The sequence below is a fragment of the Massilia sp. R2A-15 genome (assembly GCF_030704305.1).
Classification (GTDB): domain Bacteria; phylum Pseudomonadota; class Gammaproteobacteria; order Burkholderiales; family Burkholderiaceae_D; genus JAFCUW01.
This window is the reverse complement of sequence record NZ_CP131935.1, coordinates 4360707-4383061: the sequence shown is the minus strand read 5'-3', so window position 1 is coordinate 4383061 and position 22355 is coordinate 4360707. Positions and strand designations below refer to the sequence as shown.

General features: G+C 67.1%; 18 protein-coding genes. 7 read left to right on the top strand and 11 right to left on the bottom strand.

The window, feature by feature from the left end; translation table 11 throughout:
- Positions 1-40 precede the first annotated feature (40 nt).
- The gene (locus tag Q4S45_RS20135; RefSeq protein WP_305507185.1) at positions 41-637 is read left to right on the top strand and encodes an alpha-ketoglutarate-dependent dioxygenase AlkB; all 597 of its coding nucleotides are present in this window, start codon (positions 41-43) and stop codon (positions 635-637) included.
- A gap of 193 nt (positions 638-830) precedes the next feature.
- Positions 831-1385 (top strand): porin family protein, encoded by a 555-nt coding sequence (locus Q4S45_RS20130; RefSeq protein ID WP_305507184.1) that lies wholly within the window; start codon positions 831-833, stop codon positions 1383-1385.
- A 172-nt stretch (positions 1386-1557) separates the two neighbouring features.
- Here the strand turns inward: Q4S45_RS20130 and Q4S45_RS20125 are convergent, their stop codons facing one another.
- From Q4S45_RS20125 to Q4S45_RS20110, 4 genes are all read right to left on the bottom strand, one after another.
- On the bottom strand, positions 1558-2037 hold the full coding sequence (locus Q4S45_RS20125; RefSeq protein ID WP_305507183.1) for a transposase: 480 nt from the start codon (positions 2035-2037) through the stop codon (positions 1558-1560).
- A 181-nt stretch (positions 2038-2218) separates the two neighbouring features.
- Positions 2219-3886, bottom strand: a complete 1668-nt coding sequence (gene ettA, locus Q4S45_RS20120) for an energy-dependent translational throttle protein EttA (RefSeq protein WP_305507182.1) — start codon at positions 3884-3886, stop codon at positions 2219-2221.
- Positions 3887-4027: 141 nt separating this feature from the next.
- Positions 4028-4897 carry an EamA family transporter RarD gene (gene rarD, locus Q4S45_RS20115; RefSeq protein WP_305507181.1) on the bottom strand — a complete coding sequence of 290 codons (870 nt, stop codon included), beginning with the start codon at positions 4895-4897 and terminating at the stop codon, positions 4028-4030.
- Between the two features lie 125 nt (positions 4898-5022).
- A complete protein-coding gene (locus tag Q4S45_RS20110) occupies positions 5023-6624 on the bottom strand; it encodes a hypothetical protein (protein ID WP_305507180.1) in 1602 nt (533 codons plus the stop codon).
- A 125-nt stretch (positions 6625-6749) separates the two neighbouring features.
- Here Q4S45_RS20110 and Q4S45_RS20105 point away from each other — a divergent pair, with 125 nt between their 5' ends.
- The 3 genes from Q4S45_RS20105 to Q4S45_RS20095 all read left to right on the top strand — a co-directional run bounded on the left by Q4S45_RS20105 (position 6750) and on the right by Q4S45_RS20095 (position 11361).
- A complete protein-coding gene (locus Q4S45_RS20105) occupies positions 6750-8831 on the top strand; it encodes a hypothetical protein (protein ID WP_305507179.1) in 2082 nt (693 codons plus the stop codon).
- Positions 8832-8920: 89 nt separating this feature from the next.
- Positions 8921-10798 (top strand): potassium transporter Kup, encoded by a 1878-nt coding sequence (locus tag Q4S45_RS20100; RefSeq protein ID WP_305507178.1) that lies wholly within the window; start codon positions 8921-8923, stop codon positions 10796-10798.
- A 95-nt stretch (positions 10799-10893) separates the two neighbouring features.
- Positions 10894-11361: an FKBP-type peptidyl-prolyl cis-trans isomerase gene (locus Q4S45_RS20095; protein ID WP_305507177.1), complete on the top strand. Its 468-nt coding sequence runs from the start codon at positions 10894-10896 to the stop codon at positions 11359-11361.
- 4 nt (positions 11362-11365) lie between these two features.
- On the opposite strand, the gene Q4S45_RS20090 is transcribed toward Q4S45_RS20095, so the two are convergent.
- The 4 genes from Q4S45_RS20090 to Q4S45_RS20075 form a co-directional block, all read right to left on the bottom strand.
- Positions 11366-11917: a cytochrome b gene (locus Q4S45_RS20090; protein ID WP_305507176.1), complete on the bottom strand. Its 552-nt coding sequence runs from the start codon at positions 11915-11917 to the stop codon at positions 11366-11368.
- Positions 11918-11986: 69 nt separating this feature from the next.
- On the bottom strand, positions 11987-14407 hold the full coding sequence (locus Q4S45_RS20085) for an ABC transporter permease (RefSeq protein ID WP_305507175.1): 2421 nt from the start codon (positions 14405-14407) through the stop codon (positions 11987-11989).
- A 7-nt stretch (positions 14408-14414) separates the two neighbouring features.
- Positions 14415-15098 (bottom strand): ABC transporter ATP-binding protein, encoded by a 684-nt coding sequence (locus Q4S45_RS20080; RefSeq protein WP_305507174.1) that lies wholly within the window; start codon positions 15096-15098, stop codon positions 14415-14417.
- 16 nt (positions 15099-15114) lie between these two features.
- Positions 15115-16401: an efflux RND transporter periplasmic adaptor subunit gene (locus Q4S45_RS20075; protein ID WP_305507173.1), complete on the bottom strand. Its 1287-nt coding sequence runs from the start codon at positions 16399-16401 to the stop codon at positions 15115-15117.
- Positions 16402-16583: 182 nt separating this feature from the next.
- On the opposite strand from Q4S45_RS20075, the gene Q4S45_RS20070 reads away from it, so the two are divergent.
- Positions 16584-17915, top strand: coding sequence for a sigma-54 dependent transcriptional regulator (locus Q4S45_RS20070; RefSeq protein WP_305507172.1), 1332 nt, complete (start codon positions 16584-16586; stop codon positions 17913-17915).
- Positions 17905-19131, top strand: a complete 1227-nt coding sequence (locus Q4S45_RS20065) for a PAS domain-containing sensor histidine kinase (RefSeq protein ID WP_305507171.1) — start codon at positions 17905-17907, stop codon at positions 19129-19131. Before Q4S45_RS20070 ends, Q4S45_RS20065 begins: the two co-directional genes overlap by 11 nt.
- 93 nt (positions 19132-19224) lie before the next feature.
- Here Q4S45_RS20065 and Q4S45_RS20060 read toward each other — a convergent pair whose 3' ends face one another.
- From Q4S45_RS20060 to gshA, 3 genes are read right to left on the bottom strand one after another with little or no spacing between them, the layout of a single operon-like run.
- A complete protein-coding gene (locus tag Q4S45_RS20060) occupies positions 19225-19677 on the bottom strand; it encodes a GNAT family N-acetyltransferase (RefSeq protein ID WP_305507170.1) in 453 nt (150 codons plus the stop codon).
- Between the two features lie 17 nt (positions 19678-19694).
- Positions 19695-20738 (bottom strand): histone deacetylase family protein, encoded by a 1044-nt coding sequence (locus Q4S45_RS20055; RefSeq protein ID WP_305507169.1) that lies wholly within the window; start codon positions 20736-20738, stop codon positions 19695-19697.
- Positions 20739-20740: 2 nt separating this feature from the next.
- Positions 20741-22333, bottom strand: a complete 1593-nt coding sequence (gene gshA / locus Q4S45_RS20050) for a glutamate--cysteine ligase (protein WP_305507168.1) — start codon at positions 22331-22333, stop codon at positions 20741-20743.
- Positions 22334-22355: the final 22 nt, after the last annotated feature.

The following is a 22355-nucleotide window of genomic DNA, read 5'->3' as shown; positions in this document are numbered from 1 at the left end:
CCTATGGCATGATTGGCAGCTTCGGACATCATTCTGAGCGATGGACCTGTTCTCATCAAGCACAAAGCTGGAGCCGATTCCGGTGCGGGACGGCGAACTGGCGTTCCTGCCGCAGCTCCCGCTGAGCCTGCCCAACGAGCAGGTGCTGGCACGGCTCATCGACGAGACCGCCTGGCGCAGCGAGGTCATCACCGTGTGGGGCAAGCAGCACCCGCAGCCGCGCCTGACGGCCTGGCATGGCGAGGCTGCCTACAGGTACTCCGGCTTGCGGCTGGAACCGCTGCCGTTCACGCCCTTGCAGCAGGAAATCCGTGAAGCGGTCGAGGCGGCTACCGGCCGGCGTTTCAATAGCGTGCTGCTCAATTACTACCGCGACGGGCGCGACAGCATGGGCATGCACAGCGATAACGAGCCCGAACTCGGGCCGGAGCCGGCGATCGCATCGGTCAGTTTCGGGGCCGAACGGACCTTTATCCTGGCGCACAAGGCCAGCGGCGAGCGCCGCAAAATTGTCCTGACTGACGGCAGTCTGCTATTGATGGCCGGAAAACTGCAACAACACTGGGTTCACGGCATTCACAAAACCGCCCGGCCGGTCGGCTCAAGAGTGAACCTAACCTTTCGCATGATCGTCTAACGTCTGGCATCGTGGTCGAAACTCAGCGTCAAAATAATTGAACGGCGGGTCAGTAATCGGGCCTTTCGCTTACATCTCATTACATTTCTTACTTTATCAGCAAGGACGTGTCCGGTTTCCGATGCTATCTTGGAAATAACCGCGATTCAACGGAATTGCGGTCCAGACGATTAACAACATCAAAGGATTCCGCATGAAAAAGCTTATTTTTGCATTGATCGCTGCTGCGACTGCCATGGGCTCGGCCCAGGCCGCAGGTCCTTACGTCGGCGTGGGCGTCGCTTCGGCCGACCACAGCTACAGCCTGCCTGGCGCCACCAACGTCAACAGCGACGGCTGGAAGGCCTCGGGCAAGATTTTCGGCGGCTACGACATCGACCAGACCTGGGGCGTGGAAGCCGGCTATACGGATTTCCGCAAGTCGGACTATAGCCGCACCGTCGCTGGCGTGAACGGCACCGGCAACTCCGATGGCCACTCGTTCTACGTGGCCGGCAAGGCGACCGCGCCGATCAGCGACCAGTTCGCTATCTACGGCAAGCTGGGCGCGGCCAACAACAAGCGCACCCTGAGCGATCCGGTGTACGGCCGCAGCGACAGCAAGACTGAACTGTACGCCGGCGTCGGCGCGCAGTACAACCTGAACCAGAAGGTTGCGCTGACCCTGGAATACGAGCGTTATGGCAAGAAGAAGGATTTCGGTCCTAAGCCAGACGTGATCACCGCGGGCGTGAAATACGCCTTCTGATGACGGGGGCGGCTGCCGCTGGCCGCTTGCCCTCATGACAAATAGCCCGTCCGGTCCAGCCGGCGGGCTTTTTTCATTGGTGGAGGGAAAATGGGGTCAGGTCCGCGGGGCCAGACCCCCGGCATCGTCGCCGGCGCGGCCGGGAAGCGGGTGACGTCATGTTCGACGGTGATCAGATGCGGCGGACGCGGTCGCCCGACAAGCCGGCGGCGGCAAAGCGGTGCAGCGACGACCATTGCCATTCGGCGGCGTCGGCGCAGAGGCCGTGGCGCATCGGGTTGCTGTGCACGTAGTCCACCAGGCGCGCATAGTCTGCGTCGTTGTCGATGCGGTGATTGCGGTAGTGGCGCTCCCACACCATGCTGCCGGGGCCGGCGCCGGATTTGCGCAGCGCCTTCGAGAAGGCAATCTTGACGGCGCGCCAGCGGCTGGCGCAGTCGTGGTCGCCAGGCGGCAGGGTCCAGATCGCGTGCGCGTGGTCGGGCAGCACGACCCAGGCGTCGACGTGGAAGGGACGCCTGGCGCGCGCCTGGCGCATGGCGTCGCCGAATGCGGAGAAATGGTCGGTCAGCAGGGAGCTGCCGGGCTCGAGCAGGCGCACGGTGAAGAACCAGGTCGCGCCCGGAACGCGGTTGTGGCGATAGTCGGTCATGGATTTAGTGTGCCAACGCGGCCACCGGGTCGTGTCGATTGGCGCAAACGCGCGCGCGTTTCTGGCGAGTTCATCCGTGGGAATATACCGCGCGATGTGATTCGGTGCGGCACGATTGCACGCGTAACCCTCGCCAACAAAAAAGCTCCCCGGAGGGAGCTTTCGTCGAGCGTGCCGGCGGTCAGACCGTCAGCGGCTTGTAGCGGATGCGCTTCGGCTTGGCGCCTTCTTCGCCGAGGCGTTTCTTCTTGTCGGCTTCGTATTCCTGGTAGTTGCCGTCGAAGAAAGTGACCTGCGAGTTGCCTTCGAACGCCAGGATGTGGGTGGCAATGCGGTCGAGGAACCAGCGATCGTGCGAAATCACCATCACGCTGCCGGCGAACTCGAGCAGGGCGTCTTCCAGCGCGCGCAGGGTTTCCACGTCGAGGTCGTTGGACGGCTCGTCGAGCAGCAGCACGTTGCCGCCCTTGAGCAGGGTCTTGGCCAGGTGCAGGCGGCCGCGTTCGCCGCCGGACAGGTTGCCGACGATCTTCTGCTGGTCCGAGCCCTTGAAGTTGAAGCGGCCCAGGTAGGCGCGCGACGGCATGTCGAAGCGGCCGACGCTGAGGGTGTCGGCGCCGCCGGAGACGTCGTCGAACACGGTCTTGGCGTCGGACAGCGCGTCGCGGCTCTGGTCGACCAGCGAGATGCGCGCGGTCTGGCCGATCGTCACTTCGCCGCTGTCAGGCTTGTCGAGGCCGGCGATCATCTTGAACAAGGTCGACTTACCGGCGCCGTTCGGGCCGATGATGCCGACGATGGCGCCTGGCGGCACGATGAAGGACACGTTGTCCATCAGCAGGCGGTCGCCGAAAGCCTTCGAGACGTTCTTGAACTCGATGACGTCGTTGCCCAGGCGCTCGGCCACAGGGATGAAAATCTCCTGGGTCTCGTTGCGCTTCTGGTATTCGTATTCGGACAGCTCGTTGAAGCGGGCCAGGCGGGCCTTCGACTTGGCCTGGCGCGCCTTCGGATTCTGGCGCGACCATTCGAGTTCCTTGGCCAGCGCTTTCTGGCGCGCCGATTCGGTGGCTTCTTCCTGCTTCAGGCGCGCGGCCTTCTGGTCCAGCCAGGACGAGTAGTTGCCCTTCCACGGGATGCCGTGGCCGCGGTCCAGTTCCAGGATCCATTCGGCGGCGTTGTCGAGGAAGTAGCGGTCGTGGGTGATGCCGACGACGGTGCCGGGGAAGCGCACCAGGAACTGCTCGAGCCAGTCGACCGATTCGGCGTCGAGGTGGTTGGTCGGCTCGTCGAGCAGCAGCATGTCGGGCTTCGACAGCAGCAGGCGGCACAGCGCGACGCGGCGCTTCTCGCCGCCGGACAGGATGCCGATCTTGGCGTCCCACGGCGGCAGGCGCAGCGCGTCGGCGGCCATTTCCAGCTGCAGGTTCAGGTTGCCGCCGTCGGAGGTCGAGATGATCGCTTCCAGGCGCGCCTGCTCGGTGGCGAGGGCGTCGAAGTCGGCGTCTTCGTCGGCGTAGGCGGCGTACACGGCTTCCAGCTTGGCCTGCGCTTCGAACGCTTCGCCGAGGCCCGATTCGACCACCTGGCGCACGGTTTGTTCCGGATCGAGCTGGGGTTCCTGCGGCAGGTAGCCGATGTTCAGGCCTGGCATCGGCACGGCTTCGCCCTGGATATCGGTATCGATGCCGGCCATGATTTTCAGCAGGGTCGATTTACCGGAGCCGTTCAGGCCCAGCACGCCGATCTTGGCGCCCGGGAAGAACGACAGCGAAATGTCTTTCAGAATCTGGCGTTTGGGCGGGACGATTTTGCCCACGCGGTTCATGGTATAGACGTAATTTGCCATTGCAGTGATCTCAGGGTGTGACGGAAGGTGCACAGCATACCGGAAAAGCGTGCTCAAGGGTCTCATCCAGCGGCAAAACCGGGGACTCGGCGTCCCCGTCTGACCCCGCGGGGGCAGACCCCCGACGCGGCGGTAGCGAATCTACGTTCGGCTACGCCACAGGCCTTCGGCCGCATACAGCGCCAGCGCGGCCCAGATCAGCACGAAGCCGACCAGTCGCTCGGCCGTGAAGGCCTCGTGGAACAGCCAAACGCCCAGCAGGAACTGGATCGTCGGCGAGATGTATTGCAGCATGCCGAGCACCGCCAGCGGGATCTTGCGCGCTCCCGCGGCAAACAGCAGCAGCGGGATCGCGGTGATCGGCCCGGCCGCCGCCAGCAGCCAGCGCGTGCTGTCGGCCGGGCTGTTAATGAACGCATTTTCGCCATGCACCGTGAGCCAGATCACATACCCGAGCGCCAGCGGAAACAGCACCATCGTCTCGAACGCCAGCCCTTCGAGCGCGCCCAGCGCCGCGGTCTTGCGCATCAGCCCGTACGCGCCGAAGGTGGCCGCCAGGATCAGCGCGATCCACGGCACCGTGCCCGCCTGCCACGTCAGCCACGCCACGCCCAGCGCCGCCAGAGCGATCGCCGCCCACTGGCCGACCCGCAGCCGCTCCTTCAGCAGCAGGTAGCCGAACATGATGTTGACCAGGGGATTGATGAAGTAGCCCAGGCTGCCTTCGATCACGTGGCCGTTGTTGACCGCCCAGATGTACACCAGCCAGTTCCCGCTCAGCAGCAGGGCGCTGGCGACGAAGCTGCCGATCACGCGCGGCTGGCGCAGCACCGCAGGCAGCCATTTCCATTGGCGCCGCGCGGTCAGCACGATCACCAGGAACAGCAGCGACCACAGCACCCGGTGCGCCAGGATCTGGCCCGGCGGCACATTGTTCAGCGCATGGAAGTAGAGGGGGAAAGAACCCCAGCAGAGAAAGGCCAGGGTTGCATTGATGATGCCGGTGCGCATGGAGAAGCTCGGTGTTTTGCTGAGCCGGCATTATCCTCCAATTGCAGGAGTGCTGCTGAGCACTGCACCAGGGACTCGGCGTCCCCGTCTGACCCGGCGGGTCAGACCCTTGGCCGCCGCAACGCTTACTTCCCTACCGCGAACAGCACCGCGTTGTTGATCGCATACACCGTCCCGTCCGCGCCCACCGCGGTCGGCGTGTACGACTCGCCTCGCCCGCTGGTGAGCCGGACCTGCTGGCTCAGCGTGTTGGTCGCCAGGTCCCACCGGTACAAATAACCGTCCTCGCTGTTGACCAGGATGGATTTGGTGAACGGATCGACCGCCGCGGTGTTGATGCACCACTCAGTCACCCAGGCCTCGTTGGCCGGATCGCGCGTCGGCCCGAGGATCGACAGCACCTCCTTCATCACCGGCACGCTGGCCGTCACGCGGTCGGCCATCATCACGTTCGGATCGAGCACGGCGACCCGGTTTTGGCCTTCGCCGGTGCCGGAGCGGGCGTAGTTGTTATATTTGGTCATCAGCAGGTAGGCCGAGCCGCCGCTGTCGCCCGGCACCAGCGATGCCGGCACCAACGACGGCGTGTCGTCCCAGCCGAACGATCCCGGCGCCTTCGATTGCGCCAGCGTCGCGTCGAAATGCAGCAGCCAGCCGCGCGAGTTGTGCTGCCCCTGCACCGATTCGAGCACGCCGAAATACACGTCGCCGTCCGGCCCCACCATCGGCGACGCCGTGCTGTCCTCGCTCACCCGCGCCGCCGCCATCGTGGCCGGGTCGGTCAGCGCCGCCTTGCTCTTGCGCGCCAGGGTGGCGCTGTCCAGGGCCAGCAGCTGGCCGGCGATGCCGCTGCCCTTGACCACCACGTACACGGTCTTCTGGTCGGCCGACATCGCCGGCGCCGCGCCCATCGCCGGCTTGATCATGTTGATGTCGCCGGCCGCCGTGGCGGCGCTGACCCAGCTGCCCGCGCCGTCGGCGCCGATGCGCGCGATGCCGCTGACCAGCCCCGCCGGATTGGTGCCGGTGGTGACGAAGCCGAAGAACAGGTTGCCGGCATTGTCGACGGTGATCGGCGTGTTGATGAAGACCGATGCGTCGAACGCCGCCTGCCCCGAGCTGTACACAGCGCCGCCGTAGAACACCAGGCTGCCAGTCGCCGCGCCGGACGAATCGGCGTCGTCGCGGTAATACACCTTGCCGCCGGCGCCCGGCATCACCACGCGATTGGCCTTGGTCAGGGTGACGTTGTAGGGCGGCGTCCAGTTGTGCGGCGGGGTGACGTAATCGCTGTCGAAGCTCCAGGCCAGCTGACCGTTGCCGCCGTTGTGCGCCTCGACCCGGAAGGTGTTGGCGGCGCCGCGCTTGACCGGCACCAGCACCGTGTTCTTCGACGTAATCGCCGGCGATCCGTAATGCACCAGCAGGTAACCCTGGGTGCTGTACTGCGGCGCGACATCGACCGGCGTCTGCCAGACGATGCGCGACAGCGCCTGCGTCTGAACCTGCGCCAGCGCGGTATGCTGGGCGTCGCCGCCGTAGCCGAGCCACGCCGGCCCGTTCACCACGGGCGTCGGTGTCGGCGTCGGCGTTGGCGTCGGAGCCGGCGTGCTGCTTCCTCCGCTGCCGCCGCCGCCGCTGCACGCCACGACCGTCGCGCCGAGCATCAGGACGGAAATCGCCGCCACCGCCAGGCGGTTCTTGTTATTCGTATTCTGAAATCGCATGCAAGCTCCGTATCGGTCAGCGCCATCGGTGAAATTTTGAACGCAAGGTTGCACTGTTCCGGGAAAAAACTCAAGCACCACAATTGGCTGGGCTACACTAGCGCGTCGCCCGATTCCCGCTTCCCATGAGAATAGCCGTCCTGCGCTGCCTGCCCCTGGCCGGCGCCTTCCTGTTTACCGCGGTGGCTGCCGCCCCCGTCACGCCCTATCCGATCCTGTTCGTCACCCAGGTGCCGCTGCACACCGACGTCGCGGCGCGCTTGTCGGCCTTCGGCAATCACATGGGCGGCGTCACGCAGGCGCCGCGCGGCGGCGGCCTGATGCTGCGCTACCCGGACGGCACGCTGCGTAACCTGACCCGCGAAGCCGGCTTCGACGACGCCGCCGTGCGCGAGCCGGCCGTGCACCCCGGCGGCGAGCGCGCGGTGTTCAGCATGCTGGCCGGCGCCGCGCCCAACGCGGTGTGGCAGCTGTACGAGGTGCGCGGCCTGGCGAAGGGCCAGCGCGCTTCCATCGCCAGGGTCGCGCGCCAGCCGGCCGGCTACAACAACGTCGCGCCGCTGTACGCCAGCGGCGACGCGATGCTGTTTGCGTCCGACCGCCCGCGCGACGGCGCCGCCCACCTGTATCCGCAGCTTGACGAATACGAGGCCACGCCGACGGTGACGGGCATCTGGCGCCTCGACCCGGCCAGTGGCGCGCTGCGCATCCTGAACCACGCGCCCAGCGGCGCCTTCACGCCCATCCTGGACAGCTACGGCCGCGTGCTGTTCACGCGCTGGGACCACCTGCAGCAGGACCAGCTGGCCGAGCGCGATCGCGACGCGTCGCGCAATGGCGTCGCGCCGCCGTTCCGCTCCTTCAATTACGCCGCCGAGGACGCGCGCGCGCCGAAGCTCGACTCGCGCGCCGAGCCGTTCCCCGAATCGCGCAGCGGCAGCACCGGCCCTTACGGCGCCGTCAGCGGCTTCATCACCAACTTCTTCACGATCTGGTCGATGAACGAGGACGGCAGCAACGAGGAAACCCTGAACCACGTCGGCCAGCACGAGCTGGCGTTCGGCTTCCTGACGCCGAGCTTTCGCGACGATCCGAACCTGTCGAACCACACCGTCGATACCCACCACGCCAACCGCCTGGCGATCCGGCGCGAGGGCGGCCTGTTCCACCTGCGCGAAGACCCGCGCCGGCGCGGCAGCTACATCGCCACCGCGGCGCGCGAATCGGGCTCGTTTACCACCGGGCCGCTGGTGCGCCTGTCCGGCGCGCCGGCGCTGAACGGCGACCAGATGACCGTCACCGCGCTGACCGCGATGGACGCCGGCGACGCGATGGCGGGCGGCCGCTTCCGCAATCCGCTGCCCTTGTCGAACGGCGTGCTGGTGGCCAGCCACACCAGCGCCGAACGCGCGCCGGAGGAGGGCGCCGGGCTGCCCGACCTGCGCCTGCGCGTGCTGGCGCGCGGGTCCGACGGCAAGTACCGCGCCGGCGCGCCGCTCACGGCCGGCATCCGCGCCGATGGCACGGGGCCGCAGTCCTACCGCGGCGTGCTGTGGGAACTGGACGCGGTCGAAGTGCGCCCGCGCCTGTCGCCCCCGCGCCGCGCCGCCGCCTTCGAGGCGCCCGAGCGCGCGGTGCTGGCCGAAGAACGGGTCAGCGAGGCGGCCTTGCGCGACTGGCTGGTCCGGCGCGACCTGGCGCTTGTCGTTACGCGCGACCAGACCAGCCGAGATAGGGCAGACTTACAGCAACCGTTCAATTTGCGCGTACCCGGCGGCGTGAAAACGGTGTCGAAGGCTATGCCAGGCGGCAAGGTCTACGACATCGCGCATTTCCAGCTGTTCCAGGGCGACCAGTTGCGCGCCTATCCGGGCCGGGCCGGGCGCCGCGTGATCGCCCAGCCGCTGCACGACGGCGCCAACCCGCCCAATCCGCAGGGACCGGCGGGCAGCGTGCGCATCGCCGCGGATGGCTCGACGGCCGCGTTCGTGCCGGCGCGCCGCGCGCTGACCTGGCAGACCACCGACCGCGCCGGCACGCCGGTGGTACGGGAGCGCAACTGGATCACGTTCCAGGCCGGCGAAATGCGCACTTGCGCGTCTTGTCATGGAACCAATACCGCCAACCAGGCGGGCTTGGGAGCGCCGTCCAACAAGCCGCAGGCGCTGCGCGAATTACTGAAGTACTGGAAGACATTACCAAAATAAAAAGGTGTCGCTTTGAAACAAAAAGTCCTTGCAAATCGCACCACGAGCGCCTATTGTGCAACGCAACAAAACAAAAAAATGGTGCAATCTTGACCTCGGAACACAAAAAAGCCGGCCTGGCCACAATGACCTTGGCCGCCGTCGGAATCGTCTATGGCGATATCGGTACCAGCCCGCTCTACACCCTCAAAACCATCTTCGACCCGGAACATGGGCTCGCACTCAACACCTTCAACCTGCTCGGCGTCGTCTCCCTGATCTTCTGGGGCCTGACGATGATCGTCTCGCTCAAATACGTCACCCTGATGCTGCGCGCCGATAACCGTGGCGAGGGCGGCATCATGGCGCTGATGGCGCTCACGCTCAATTCGGTCACCAGGAATTCGCGCTGGTACGTGCCGCTGTTGATGCTCGGCGTGTTCGGCGCCACCATGTTCTACGGCGACAGCGTGATCACGCCGGCCATCTCGGTGCTCGGCGCGATCGAGGGCCTGGAAACGGCGGCGCCCGGATTGAAGCAATACGTGGTGCCGCTGACGATCATCGTGCTGGTGGCGCTGTACTGGGCGCAGAAGCACGGCACCGCCGGCATCGGCCGCTGGTTCGGACCGATCATGGTGGTCTGGTTCGCCGCGCTGGCGACGATGGGGGTGATCAACATCATCAAGGCGCCGGTGATCCTGTCGGCGCTCAATCCGCTGCACGCGTTCGCGTTCCTGCTGCAGAACCGCTACATCGCCTTCGTCGCGCTGGGCGCAGTGGTGCTGGCGTTCACCGGCGCTGAGGCGCTGTACGCCGACATGGGCCACTTCGGCAAGAAGCCGATCCGCGCCGCATGGTTCATGATCGTGTTCCCCGCGCTGGCGCTGAACTACCTGGGACAGGGCGGCCTGCTGATCACCCATCCCGAGGCGCTCGACAATCCCTTCTTCCAGCAGCTCGGCAGCTGGAGCGTCTACCCGCTGGTGGTGCTCTCGACGATGGCCGCGGTGATCGCCTCGCAGGCCACCATCTCCGGAACCTTCTCGATGACCAAGCAGGCGATCGCGCTCGGCCTGTTGCCGCGCATGCGCGTGATGCACACGTCCGAGAGCGAGATCGGCCAGATCTACATCCCTGCCGTGAACTGGCTCCAGCTGATCGTGGTGCTGATCGCGGTGGTCGGCTTCGGCTCGTCCGACAAGCTGGCCGGCGCCTACGGCATCGCCGTCACCGCCACCATGCTCGCCACCACCATCCTGACCTTCTTCCTGACACGCTACCGCTGGCACATGCCGCTGATAGTGTGCTTCGGCGCCACCGGCTTTTTCATCATCATGGACATATCGCTGTTCTCGGCCAGTACGCTAAAGCTGTTCCACGGCGGCTGGTTCCCGCTGCTGCTCGGCGCCATCCTGTTTACCGTCATGGTGACCTGGAAGCGCGGCCGCGAGCTGGTGTTCGAGAACCTGCAGAAGCACGCGATCCCGCTCGACGACTTCCTGCAGTCGCTGTTCGTGGCGCCGCCGGCGCGCGTGTACGGCACCGCCATTTTCCTGCGCGGCGAAAGCGACGGCGTGCCGCACGCTCTGCTGCACAACCTGTCGCACAACAAGGTGCTGCACGAGCGCGTCGTGTTCCTGACGGTGCACATGCGCGAGGTGCCTTACGTGCCGGCCAGCGAGCAGGTGACGGTGCAGGACCTCGGCCACAACTGCTTCCAGCTCAACGTGCAGTACGGCTTCAAGGACGAACCGGACATCCCGAACATCATGCACTTGTGCGCACTGAAAAACCTGCCGTTCGAGATGATGGAGACTTCATTCTTCATCGCGCGCCAGACCGTGATCTCTGCCCCGGGCGGCGGCATGGCGCCGTGGCGCGAGCATCTGTATGTGGCCATGTCGCGCAACGCGCGCGGCGCCGCCGACTACTACCAGATCCCGACCAACCGGGTCATCGAACTGGGCACCCAGGTCGAAATCTGATACAAATTAATACAAATGCAGGACAGCTTGGCGGAGGATGAGGCGCGGCATCCTCTGCTACACTCTCGGCACTCTTTCGACTGCCAAGGATCCCCATGAAATTCAAGCTTCCCCTGATCGCCGCGTTCGTGGCCATGCTTTCGCTGACCGCCTGCGGCGGCGGCTCAAGCGGCTCCTCCAGCTCACCCAGCTCCCCGGTCGCCGAAAGTCCGGCCACGCTGACCTACAGCGAGACCGTGGCCGGCACGGGCGCCACGGTCGCTACGACCAGCTACGCCACGATCAAGTACACCGGATGGCTGTATAGCGCCAGCGCGGCCGACCACAAGGGCACGCAGTTCGACACTGGCACGATCAACCCGAACGGCATGAGCTCGAATCCGCTGTACAAGGTCACCGACTTTGTCCCTGGCTTCACGCAAGGCATTACCGGTGCGAAGGCCGGCGCCAAGCGCACCATCTACGTTCCGGGCAGTCTCGGTTACGGCGCGGCCGGTATCCCCGGCAAGATCCCGGCGAACGCCGGCCTGGTGTTCGACGTGGAAATCGTCGCCGTGTTCTAAATCCTCAACCGCGCAGGCCGCGGCCCGTCATGCGGGCCAGCAGCCTGTCGCGATCGATGAACTGGTGCTTGATCACGCCGAGCAGGTGCAGGCCAAGCAGCCAGATGATCGCCCATGCGACGAAGCCATGGATGTCTTCCATGCGCTTGTGCCACAGCTCCGACTTCGCCAGCGGGCTGGCGAACTGCACCACGTCGAAGATGCCGAACGCCCGCCCGCCGAACCACTGGATCAGCGGCCCGGTGACGACCATCGTGACGATCCCGGCCAGCAGCAGCGCATGCACGATGTTCGACAGGCGCTGGAGCGCCGGCGCCTGCGGCGGCGGCAAGGGCGAGGTCGCGCGCACGCGCCAGAACACCCGGAACAGCAGGAACGGGATGGCGATGGTGCCGATGGCGATGTGCAGCGAGCGCCAGTAGGTTTTCTCGAGGCCGCGCGGCAGGTCCGAAAAATACAGGCCGATCCCCAGCAGCAGGATGACGAACAGCGCGCCGATCCAGTGATTGAGCCGTGAAACGGCGCCGTAGGCGGCGGGGGTATCGCGGGTCGTCATTGTTTCACTCCAGTGGCATCGATAGCAGCGATTATGCGCAATTGCGCATAATCGCACAATCGAAACCCCTTAGTCGCGCAGCACGTGCGCCGGCGCCATGCGCAGCGCGCCCAGCGTATGGCGCAGCGTCGACAGCATCGCCACCAGCGCCGCCACCATCAGCGCCGCGAGCAGCGGCCACACGCCCATCGGCGCGCGTTCGACGAAGCCGGCCAGGTAGCGCGCGTTGACCAGCGCCGCCAGCGGCAGCGCGATCGCCGCGCCGATCGCCAGCAGGCGCGCGAACTCGCGGCCGACCAGCGTGACGATGGCCGCATGTCCCGCGCCATACAGCTTGCGCAGCACGATCTGGCGCGCCATGCGCTGCACGCTGTAGGTCGCCAGCACGTAAATACCGAATGCCGCGATCGCGATCGCCACCACGCTGGCCAGGCCGAGCAGCTTGGCCAGGCGCAGGTCGTCGGCGTAGTTCTTGGCCAGATAGGTTTGTGCGCGCTCGATCCCGAATACCTGGTCCGGCGCCTGCCGGTTCAACATCGTCTCGATGGCGCCTTGCAGCGCGCCCAGGTCGCCGTCCCCGCGTATCAGTTGCACGACACCGCGTGGCCGGATGCGCCACACCACCGGCCTGACGGCTTCGTGCAGCGACTGGATGCGCAGCGGCGGCGCGATGCCGATCACTTGCGCCGGCTGCGAGTTGTTGGCGATGTTCGAAGTGATGATCTGCCCGACCGCCATCGCCGGATCGGAAAAGCCGAGCGATCGCGCCGCCGCCGCGTCGATCACCACCTTGTCGGTCGTGGTGTCGGTTTCGCGCGTGCTGTCGAACAGGCGGCCTGCCATCGCCTTCACGCCGACCACCTCGAAGAAGTTGGCGCTGATATCGCGCGTCAGCAGGCTCGCCTTGGCGCCCGGCTGCGTGGTGTAAGGGACGTAATTGCCGATGATTGGCTCGCCGATGGCGTTTTGCGCGATGGCCACGCCCTTCACGCCCGCCAGGTGCGAAAGCTGCGCGCGCAGGGCCTGCGCCGGTTCGCCGCGCATCGACTGCGGCAGCTCCAGCACCAGCATGCCGGCCGCGTCGAAGCCGGGATTGGCGTTGCTGGCGAAGCGCGCCTGCCAGGCGATCGCCAGCGTCACGGCGGTCAGGCAGATGGCGGTGGTGAACTGCGCCACCGTCAGCGCGCGGCGCAGCCACAGGCCGCCGCTGGTTTCGGCGCTGCCGCGGCCTGCCAGGGTGCGCTGCGGACGCACGCCCAGCGCCACCCACGCAGGGTAGATACCCGCCAGCAGGCCGGTCACGACGCCGAGCGCCAGCGCGGCGAGCAGGTTGGCCGCGCTGAACATGTCCTTGAGCTGGCGGTCGACCAGCTCCGAAAACACGGGCAGCAGCAGCCAGGCCAGCAGCAGGCCGAAACCGGTGGCGATCAGCGCGACCAGCATCGATTCGGCGATGAACTGGCCGGCCAGCCGCCTGGCCGGCGCGCCAAGCACCTTGCGCACGGCGATCTCGCGCTGGCGCCGCACGGTGCGCACGGTCGCCAGGTTGACGTAATTGGTGGCCGCGAGCAGCAGGATCACCAGTGCAATGGCGCCCAGGCCGCCGATCACGCGCAGGTCGCCGTGGTCGCTGCTGCCCGGCACGTTGGCGGTGTCGTCATCGAAATACATCGAGGGCAGGGCGCCCAGGCGGATGTCGATGGCCTTCTTTCCCGCCAGTTTCGCCATCGCCTCGGGGCCGGCTTCGGCCACCAGCGGCGAATGATCGCCCGCGTACTGCAAGGCCTGTTCGACCGCGGCGGCGGAGGCGCCCGGCTTGAGCTTCACATAGACCTTGCCGCCGATCCCGCCCCAGGCGTGCAGTATGTTCTTGCGATAGCCGTCCGGCCAGGCCGTGGTGCCCTGGCCGGCCAGCGCCTCGTAGAAGATGGTGCTGTTTGGCGCCGGATCGGGCAGGATCGCGCCTACCCGGAACGCGTCGCCCTCGATGGAGACGGTTTGTCCCAGCACGTTGGCCCGTCCGAACAGGCGTTGCGCCGTGCTGCTGGTCAGCGCCACGCTGCCGGCGTCCTTCAGCACGGAGCGCAGGTCGCCTTCCAGCGGGCGCACGCCGAACATTTCGCCGAAGCCCTCGTTGACCGCGGCCAGCCGGATCGGCTGCACCTGCGCGCCCGCTTTCATCGGCACGCCGAGCGGGAACAGCATGGTGGCGTCGGCCACCATCGGGTTGCGCTTCGCTTCCTCCAGGTAGGGCAGGGGGGCCAGCTCGAACCACTTGGTGTCGCCGATGATGTTGAAGCGGGTCTTGACCAGGTAGATCTGCTGCGCATCGGGCACCTGCGCGTCGTAGCTGAAAGAATGGCGCACGAAGCCGAGCAGCAGGAAGCAGGCGGCAAAACCGACCGACAGGCCAAGCACCACCACGGCGGAGTAAGCCGGCTCCTGGATCAGCAGGCGCCAGCCGATACGAAAATCGCGAAATTTCATCATGTTCTCCTCAAGCCGCTGCCTGCAGCGCGTCGACCACGATGCGCCCGTCGAGCAGGTGCAGCGTGCGCGAAGCCTGGGCCGCGTGCGCCGGCGAGTGGGTCACCATCACAACCGTGGTGCCTTCGGCGTTGATGTCGCGCAGCAGGCGCATCACCTCGTCGCCATGCGCGGTATCCAGGTTGCCGGTCGGTTCGTCGGCCAGCAGCATCGCGGGTCCCGCCACCAGCGCGCGCGCGATCGCCACGCGCTGCTGCTGGCCGCCCGACAGCTGCGACGGCCGGTGCGTGGCGCGGTGCGCGATGCCGAGCCGCTCGAGCATGGCGCCGACCCGCTTGCGCCGCTCGGCGGCCGGCGTGCCGGTGTATTCGAGCGCCAGTTCGACGTTCTCGAACACCGACAGCTCCTCGATCAGGTTGAAGCTCTGGAAGATGAAGCCGACACGCCCGCGCCGCAAGGTGTTCAGCTTCGCCTCGCTCCAGCCGGCCACGTTCTGGCCCTCGAACCAGTATTCGCCGCTGTTGGGCACATCGAGAAGGCCCAGCAGGCCCAGGAGAGTCGACTTTCCGCAGCCCGACGGGCCGGTGATGGCGACGTATTCGCCGCAGTCGATGTCGAGGTCGATGCGGTCGAGCGCGGTGGTCTGCACTTCGCCGGCCAGGTGGATCTTGCTGACGCCTACAAGTTTCAACATGCTGTTCTTCCTTTTCTTATTTGGTCAATTGCAGGCGCTCGGTTTTTTCGAACGCCGCGTAACTCGATACGATCACCTGCTCGCCGGGGGCCAGGCCCGCCAGCACTTCCACCTGCGTATTGCTGCGGCGCCCGCTGCGGATCGCCCGCCGCGTCACCGTTTCGCCGTCGCGCCCGACCACGAACACCCAAGCTCCGCCGGTCTCGTTCAGGTAGGCGCCGTTCGGCAGCAGCGTCGCCTTGCCCGGTTCGCCCAGTGTCACCTGCACATCGAGGCTCTGTCCAGGGCTCAGCACCGGCGGCTGCTCCTTGGTAAACACCAGCTCGATCGTGAAGCGGCCTTCCTTGATCTGCGGGTAGATCGTGCTGACGTCGGCCGCGTAGGTGCGCTCGCCCAGCCGGGCCGTCGCATGGCGCCCGACCGCGACGCGGTTCAGGTAAAACTCGTCGACCTGCGCCGACAGCTTGAAGCGGTTCGGATCGTCGATGCGGCCGATGTGCTGGTCGGTCTTGACGGTCTCGCCCACCTGCAGGCGAAAGCCGGTCAGCATGCCGTCCACCGGCGCGCGCACGGCCAGCGCGTCGACCGTGGCGTTCACCAGCTGCAGGCCCGATTGCAGGCCCTTGATCGCGGTCGACATCTGCGTCAGCGCGTCGCCGCGCACGCGATTTTCCGTGTCGGTGCTGTCGCGCTCCTGCTGGTACGCGCGCTGCTGCTGCGCCAGCTTGTCGGCCGACTCCTCCAGCGCCACGCCGGAGATGAAGCCCTGCGCCGCCAGCTTCACGTTGCGCGCGTGCTGCTTCTGCGCCTGTTCCAGCGCGAACGCCAGATCGGACAGGCGGCGCTGGTGGTCGGTGCGGCCGGCTTCCTGCGCCACCCGCAGGTTCGACAGGTTGGAGATCTGCTGCGCGTGTTCGGCCTGGCGTGCCAGCAGTTCCAGGTTGCGCTGCGGGTTCGACAGGCGGAACAGCAGCTGGCCCTTCTTGACCATCGCGCCGTCCTTCGCGAAGACTTCCTCGACGCGGCCCGACTCGACCGAGTCGAGGATCACGGAGTTCAGCGGCTCCGCGCTGGCGCGCACCACGATATCGTCGAGGAACATGCCCTGTTCGGCCCGCGCGATGCGCACGTCCTGGGCGGCGACCTGCAGGCCGCGCGGCATATAGTGCCATCCGATGAAGCCGCAGGCGGCCAGCGCCGCGGCGCCGGCGGCGATGCGTGCAATCAGGGGGCCGCGCCGCCTGGGCACGCGCACGTCCATCGCGGCGCCGGTTGCGGCTACATGTTCGGGAAGTCGATCCATCGCTGTCGTCCGTTAAAAGTGGGTTCACCCGTCACCATTGCAAGCGCCGTGCCAGCCCGTTTTGCGGGGTTTGCGGCTGCTTTTCGGACGGGTTTGTCCGGATCCGGACAGTCGCGGGTGTTCGGAAATGAACACTTCAAATTGGCGGTCGCCGCGCAAGAAACCTGCTGCTAGAATGCCGCATGACCGATCCCGCCGCCAGCATCCTGATCCTCGACGACGACCCCGATGTCGCCTGCGCCGCGCAGCTGCTGCTGCGGCGCCGCTACGGCAAGGTCGCCACCCTGAACGACCCGGCCGGCCTGGCCGCGCTGCTGGCCGGCGGCGTGCCCGACGTGGTGCTGCTGGACCTGAACTTCACGCCCGGCCGCATCGACGGCGCGCAAGGCCTCGCGGTGCTCGACCAGCTGCGCGCGCAAGCGCGTCCGCCCGCGGTGATCGCGCTGACCGCGTATGCCGACGTGCCGCTGGCGGTCGAGGCGCTCAAGCGCGGGGCCGGCGATTTCATCACCAAGCCGTGGGACAACGAGCGCCTGGTGGCCGCCGTCGACAACGCCCTGGCGCGCCACAAGCCGGCGCTTGGCGCCTCGTCGCTGATGGGCGAGTCTGACGCGATGCGCGAGCTGAAGGCGATGATCGCCCGCGTTGCGCCCACCGAGGCCAACGTGATGGTGCTGGGCGAGAACGGCGTCGGCAAGGAGCTGGTCGCGCGCGCGATCCACCAGGCGTCGCCGCGCGCCGCCGCCACCTTCCTCGCGGTGGACATGGGCGCGCTGCCGGAATCGACCTTCGAAAGCGAGTTGTTCGGCCATCGGCGCGGCGCCTTCACCGACGCCAAGGGCGACCGGCCGGGGCGCTTCCAGGCCGCGCGCGGCGGCTCGCTGTTCCTCGACGAGATCGGCAATATGCCGCTGGCGGGCCAGGCCAAGCTGCTGACCGCGCTGGAGCGGCGCGAGGTGACGCCGCTGGGCGCCGACCGCGCCGAAGCGATCGACGTGCGCATCGTCAGCGCCACCAACCTCGATGAAGCGCGCCTGTTCGATCCCGCCGTGTTCCGCCCCGACCTGCTGTTCCGCTTGAATACCATCGTGCTGCGCGTGCCGCCGCTGCGCGAACGCGCCGGCGACATCCCGGCTTTGCTGTCGCATTACGTCGCGCTGTACGAAAGCCAGTACCAGCGGCCGGCGCGCCAGATCGATGCCGGCGCGCTGGACCAGCTGTGCAGCTTCGACTGGCCAGGCAACGTGCGCGCGCTGCGCCATGCATGCGAACGCGCCGTCATCCTTGGCGGCGCGGACCAATACCGGTATGCCGACTTCGGGTTGGGCGCTGCTGCGGCGCCCGTCGCAGCGGCCGCGCTGGCCGCGCCGGCGCCGATGCGCCTTGGCGCGGTGGAGCGCGACACCATCGCCGCGGCGCTGGAGCAGGCCAAGGGCAATATCAGCCACGCCGCCAAGATGCTCGGCGTGAGCCGCGCCGCCCTGTACCGCAAGCTGGGCAAGCATGGCATCTGAACGCTCGCCCAAGGTTTCCATTGTGCTGGGCCTGTGCGGCGCGCTCGCGCTGGCGTGGGGCGCCGGCGCCGTACGCCAGGATCCTCGGCTGGCGGTGCTGTGCATGCTGGGGGCGCTGCCCGGCCTTGCCTTGCTGTGGCGCGGCCTGAACCGGCTGATTCCGCGCAGCGCCTTGCGCGCCGCCGCGCCTCCCGACCCGCTGCCGACCGACCGCCAGCACCTGCTCGACAACGCGCTGGCGGTCGAAGCGCGCCTCGAGCATGCGCCGATCGCGCTGTTCCGCGTCGATCCCGCGGGCGCCGTGGCGCCGCTCAATGCGAATGCGCGCCGGCTCGTCGCGCCGGGACGCGCCAGCGATCCGGCGGACCTGTACCGCCAGCTGGCGGCGCAAGGAGTCGACCAGCGCGGCATGATCGGTTTCGACACCGAGCGCGGGGCCGAGCGCGCGCTGGTATCGGTGTCCGCATTGACCCTGCAAGGCAGCGCCCACCGGCTGGCTGCGCTGATGCCGGTGGAAAGCGAGCTGGAAGCCGAAGCGCTGAACGCGTGGCGCCAGCTGGTGCACGTGCTGACCCACGAGATCATGAATTCGCTCACGCCCGTGGCCTCGCTGTCGCGCACGGCGCACGCGCTGCTCGACGAGTTTCGCGCCGGCCTGCCGGCGGACGTCAGCGCCGACCTGGTCACCGCGCTGGACGCGATCAGCCGGCGCGCCGACAGCCTGGTCGATTTCGTCGGCAGCTACCGCAGCCTGTCGAACGTGCCGGCGGCGCGGCCGGAACTGGTGCGCCTCGGCGAACTGTTCGAACGGCTGTCGGCGCTGGTGGACCCGGCCTGGCGCGCACGCGGCGGGCGCACCGCGTTCACCGTGGAGCCGGGCTCGCTGGAGCTGATGGTCGATCCGGGGCAGCTGGAACAGGCCTTGATCAACCTGCTGAAGAACGCGTTTGAGGCGACCGCCGAAACGCCGAATGCGGAGGCGCTGGTGACGGCGCGGCTGGGACGCGGCGGCAGGCTGCGGATCGAGGTGGCGGACAATGGGGCCGGCGTGCCCGATGCACTGGCGGCGCATATTTTCACGCCGTTTTTCACGACCAGGAAGCAGGGCGGCGGCATCGGCCTGGCGATGGTGCGCCAGCTCATTCATGGCAATGGCGGCACCGTGCGCCACGTCAAATCGGTCAGCGCGGGGGCGCGCTTCATCGTCAGCTTTTGAAACCGGGGGGCTGGTCCTGCGGACCTGACCCCATTTTGGTCCGACACCCGAATTCAAGATGGGGTCAGGTCCGCAGGACCAGACCCCGACGTGCTAGCGCAGCATGTCGACGTGCATGATGCCGTCTTCCTCGTACGGCGCGCTGATGGTGACGAAGCCGAAGCTGGCGTAGAACTTCTCGAGGTACATCTGCGCGCCGATCTTGATGCGATGTCCCGGATACAGGCGCTCGGCATGCGCGATCCCCAGAGCGACCAGCTCGCGTCCCACGCCCGAACCGCGCCCGGCCTTCGACGTCATTACGCGCCCCAGCGACATTTCGGTGTACTTCGCGCCCGGCGCAAGGCAGCGCAGGTAGGCCACCAGTTGCCGCTTGCCGTCGATGACCTGCCAGCCGAGCAAATGGTGCGCGTCCTGGTCGAGGCCGTCGAAGTCGTTCCACAGGCACTGCTGCTCGAGCACGAACACATGCTGGCGCTGAGCCATCACTTCGTACACATCGTAATTGGAGAGTTCGGCGAAGGTACGCCACTGCCATTCGGTCATGATCGGTCCTGGATTGCTTATGCCGCCGTCTCGAAGCCTTCGAGCACGTTGACCACGTTGATGCCGATTTCGGCCACCGCATAGCCGCCTTCGAGCACGAACACGGTGGGCAGGCCGAGATGCGCGATGCGCTCGCCGATGCGCAGGAAGTCGGCGCTGGTGAGGGAGAAGTGCGACAGCGGGTCGCCGGCGAAGGTGTCCACCCCGAGCGACACCACCAGCGCTTCGGCGCCGCTTGAAGTCAGCTTGATGCAGGCCGTCTCCAGCGCGGCGAACCAATGCGCGGAGCTCGATCCGGCCGGCAGCGGCAGGTTCATGTTGAAGCCGGCGCCAGCGCCATCTCCGGTTTCGTCGGCGTGGCCAAGGTAGAACGGATATTCGGCGCGCGGGTCGGCGTGGATCGAGGTGAACACCACGTCGTTGCGGCTGTAGAAGATGCTCTGGGTGCCGTTGCCGTGGTGGTAGTCGATGTCGAGGATGCCGACGCGCGCCGCGCCGTCGTCGAGCAGGTGCTGGGCCGCCAGCGCGGCGTTGTTCAGGAAGCAGTAGCCGCCGAAGAAATCGGCGCCGGCGTGGTGGCCGGGTGGCCGGGTCAGCGCGAAGGTGCCGCGCTCGCCGAGGCGCAGCGCATGGGCCGCGTTGACCGCGCAGTCGGCGCCGGTCTTGGCCGCGATCCAGGTGCCGGCGGTCAGCGGGGTTCCGCTGTCCATCGAGTACAGGCCCATGCGCGCGGCGAAGTTGTCCGGTTCGATGTCGAAGCGCATGCCGCGGATCGGCCACACCGACGGGAACGCGTCGCGGCCGGCATTGGCCGGATCGAGCGCGGTCCACTCGCTCCACGCCGTGCGCAGGAAGTGCAGGTAGCGCGGGGTGTGGATGCGTTCGAGCGACACCAGCGGCACGCCGTGCGGCGTGACGATCTTGCCCAGCCCGCGCCGCGCGAATTCGGCCACCACCATGTCGGCCCGCTCGGGCTTCTCGAAGCACGGCACCAGCTCGCCGCGGAACATCTCGTGCTGCCCGCGGTGCTGGGCGTGGTGCTCGTTATAGAAGGCCAGCATGGCTACTCACAGCACAGGGTGCTGCTGTTGTAGGCGGCGACGAAGTCGTCGAAGTTCGGGCCAGGCGCCGCTTCGATCGCGGCCTGCTCGGCCAGCGAGGAGGCGGTCAGCTCGTCGAACAGCATTTTCTCGGCCGGCATCAGCGCGCCGTCGCGGAAGTAGGCCGCGTGCAGCTCGCTCTGTTTCAGGCCGAACGCCGCCGACGAGCCAATCGCGCGCACTTCTTCGAGCACGCGCGCCGACGGCGTCAGCGCCACGTTGTCGATCTTGGCCTGCTGCGCCGCCAGCGAGGCCGCGTGCACGCCGCCTTCGTTGTGCTGGTCGTCGAGCAGCGCGGCGACCGGGCGGATACGCTCGATCAGTTCATTGGCCCAATCCTTCAACGCCACTTCCTCGCCGCCGCGCGTGAGCGTCAGGCCCGGGCGGCGGCCTTCCTTGACGGTGCGAGCGAAATTGCGGGCGTGGATGGCGCTCTCGCCGACGTTGATCAGCGGGCTTTCGTCGAGCGCGCAGAACAGCAGGAAGGCGTCGAGGAAGCGCCCGGTCTCGAGCGAGATGCCGACCGGCTCGAACGGATCGACGTCGAGGCAGCGCACTTCGATGTACTGCACGCCGCGCCGGCACAGCGCCTGCACCGGCCGCTCGCCGGTGCGGATCACGCGCTTGGGCCGGATCGTCGAATAGTATTCGTTCTCGATCTGCAGCACGTTGGTGGACAGCTGGATCCACTCGCCGTCCTTCTTGGTGCCCAGCTCCTGGTACGGCGGGTACGGGCGGCTGACCGCGTCCATCAGCGTCGTGACGTAGCTCTCCAGGCTGTTCTCGTGCGGCGTCAGGCCGGACTGCGCGTCGTTCTGGTAACCGAGGTCGCTCATGCGCAGGCTGGTCGCATACGGGAGGTACAGGGTGTCGTCGGACAGCGTCTCGAGCTTGTGCTGGCGCCCGCGCAGGAAGCCGGTGGACAGCGCCGGCGAGGCGCCGAACAAATACATCAGCAGCCAGCTGTAGCGGCGGAAGTTGCGGATCAGGGCGATGTAGCTCTCGGACTGGAAGTCGCGCAGCGCGGTGCGCCGTTCCTGCGGGATGCCGTCGCTGGCCAGCAGCACGCCCCATAGCTTCTCGGGCAGCGAATAGTTGTAGTGGATGCCGGCGATGCACTGCATGGCCTTCCCGTAGCGCAGCGCCAGGCCGCGCCGGTACACGTGCTTCAGCATGCCGATGTTCGAGCTGCCGTAGTTGGCGATCTCGATGTCGGCTTCGCCGGGCAGCTCGCACGGCATCGACTCGCTCCACAGCATCTCGTCGCCCAGTTTTGTGTAGGCGTAGCGGTGGATGGTGTCGAGCTGTTGCAGGGTCAGGCCGATGTCATGTTCGGCCGGGGTGATGAACTCGAGCAGGGCTTCGGCGTAGTCGGTGGTGATCTGCGGATGGGTCAGCGCCGAGCCGAGCGCGCGCGGATGCGGGGTGCGGGCGAGGTGGCCGTTGCGGTCGACGCGCAGCGTTTCGCGTTCGATGCCGCGCAGCCCCTGGCCCAGCAGGGCGCGGTGCGCATCGTCGTCCAGCAGTGCCAGGCGGCGGGTCAATTGGTTCGACACGTTGTGATCCTTTCTTGTACTG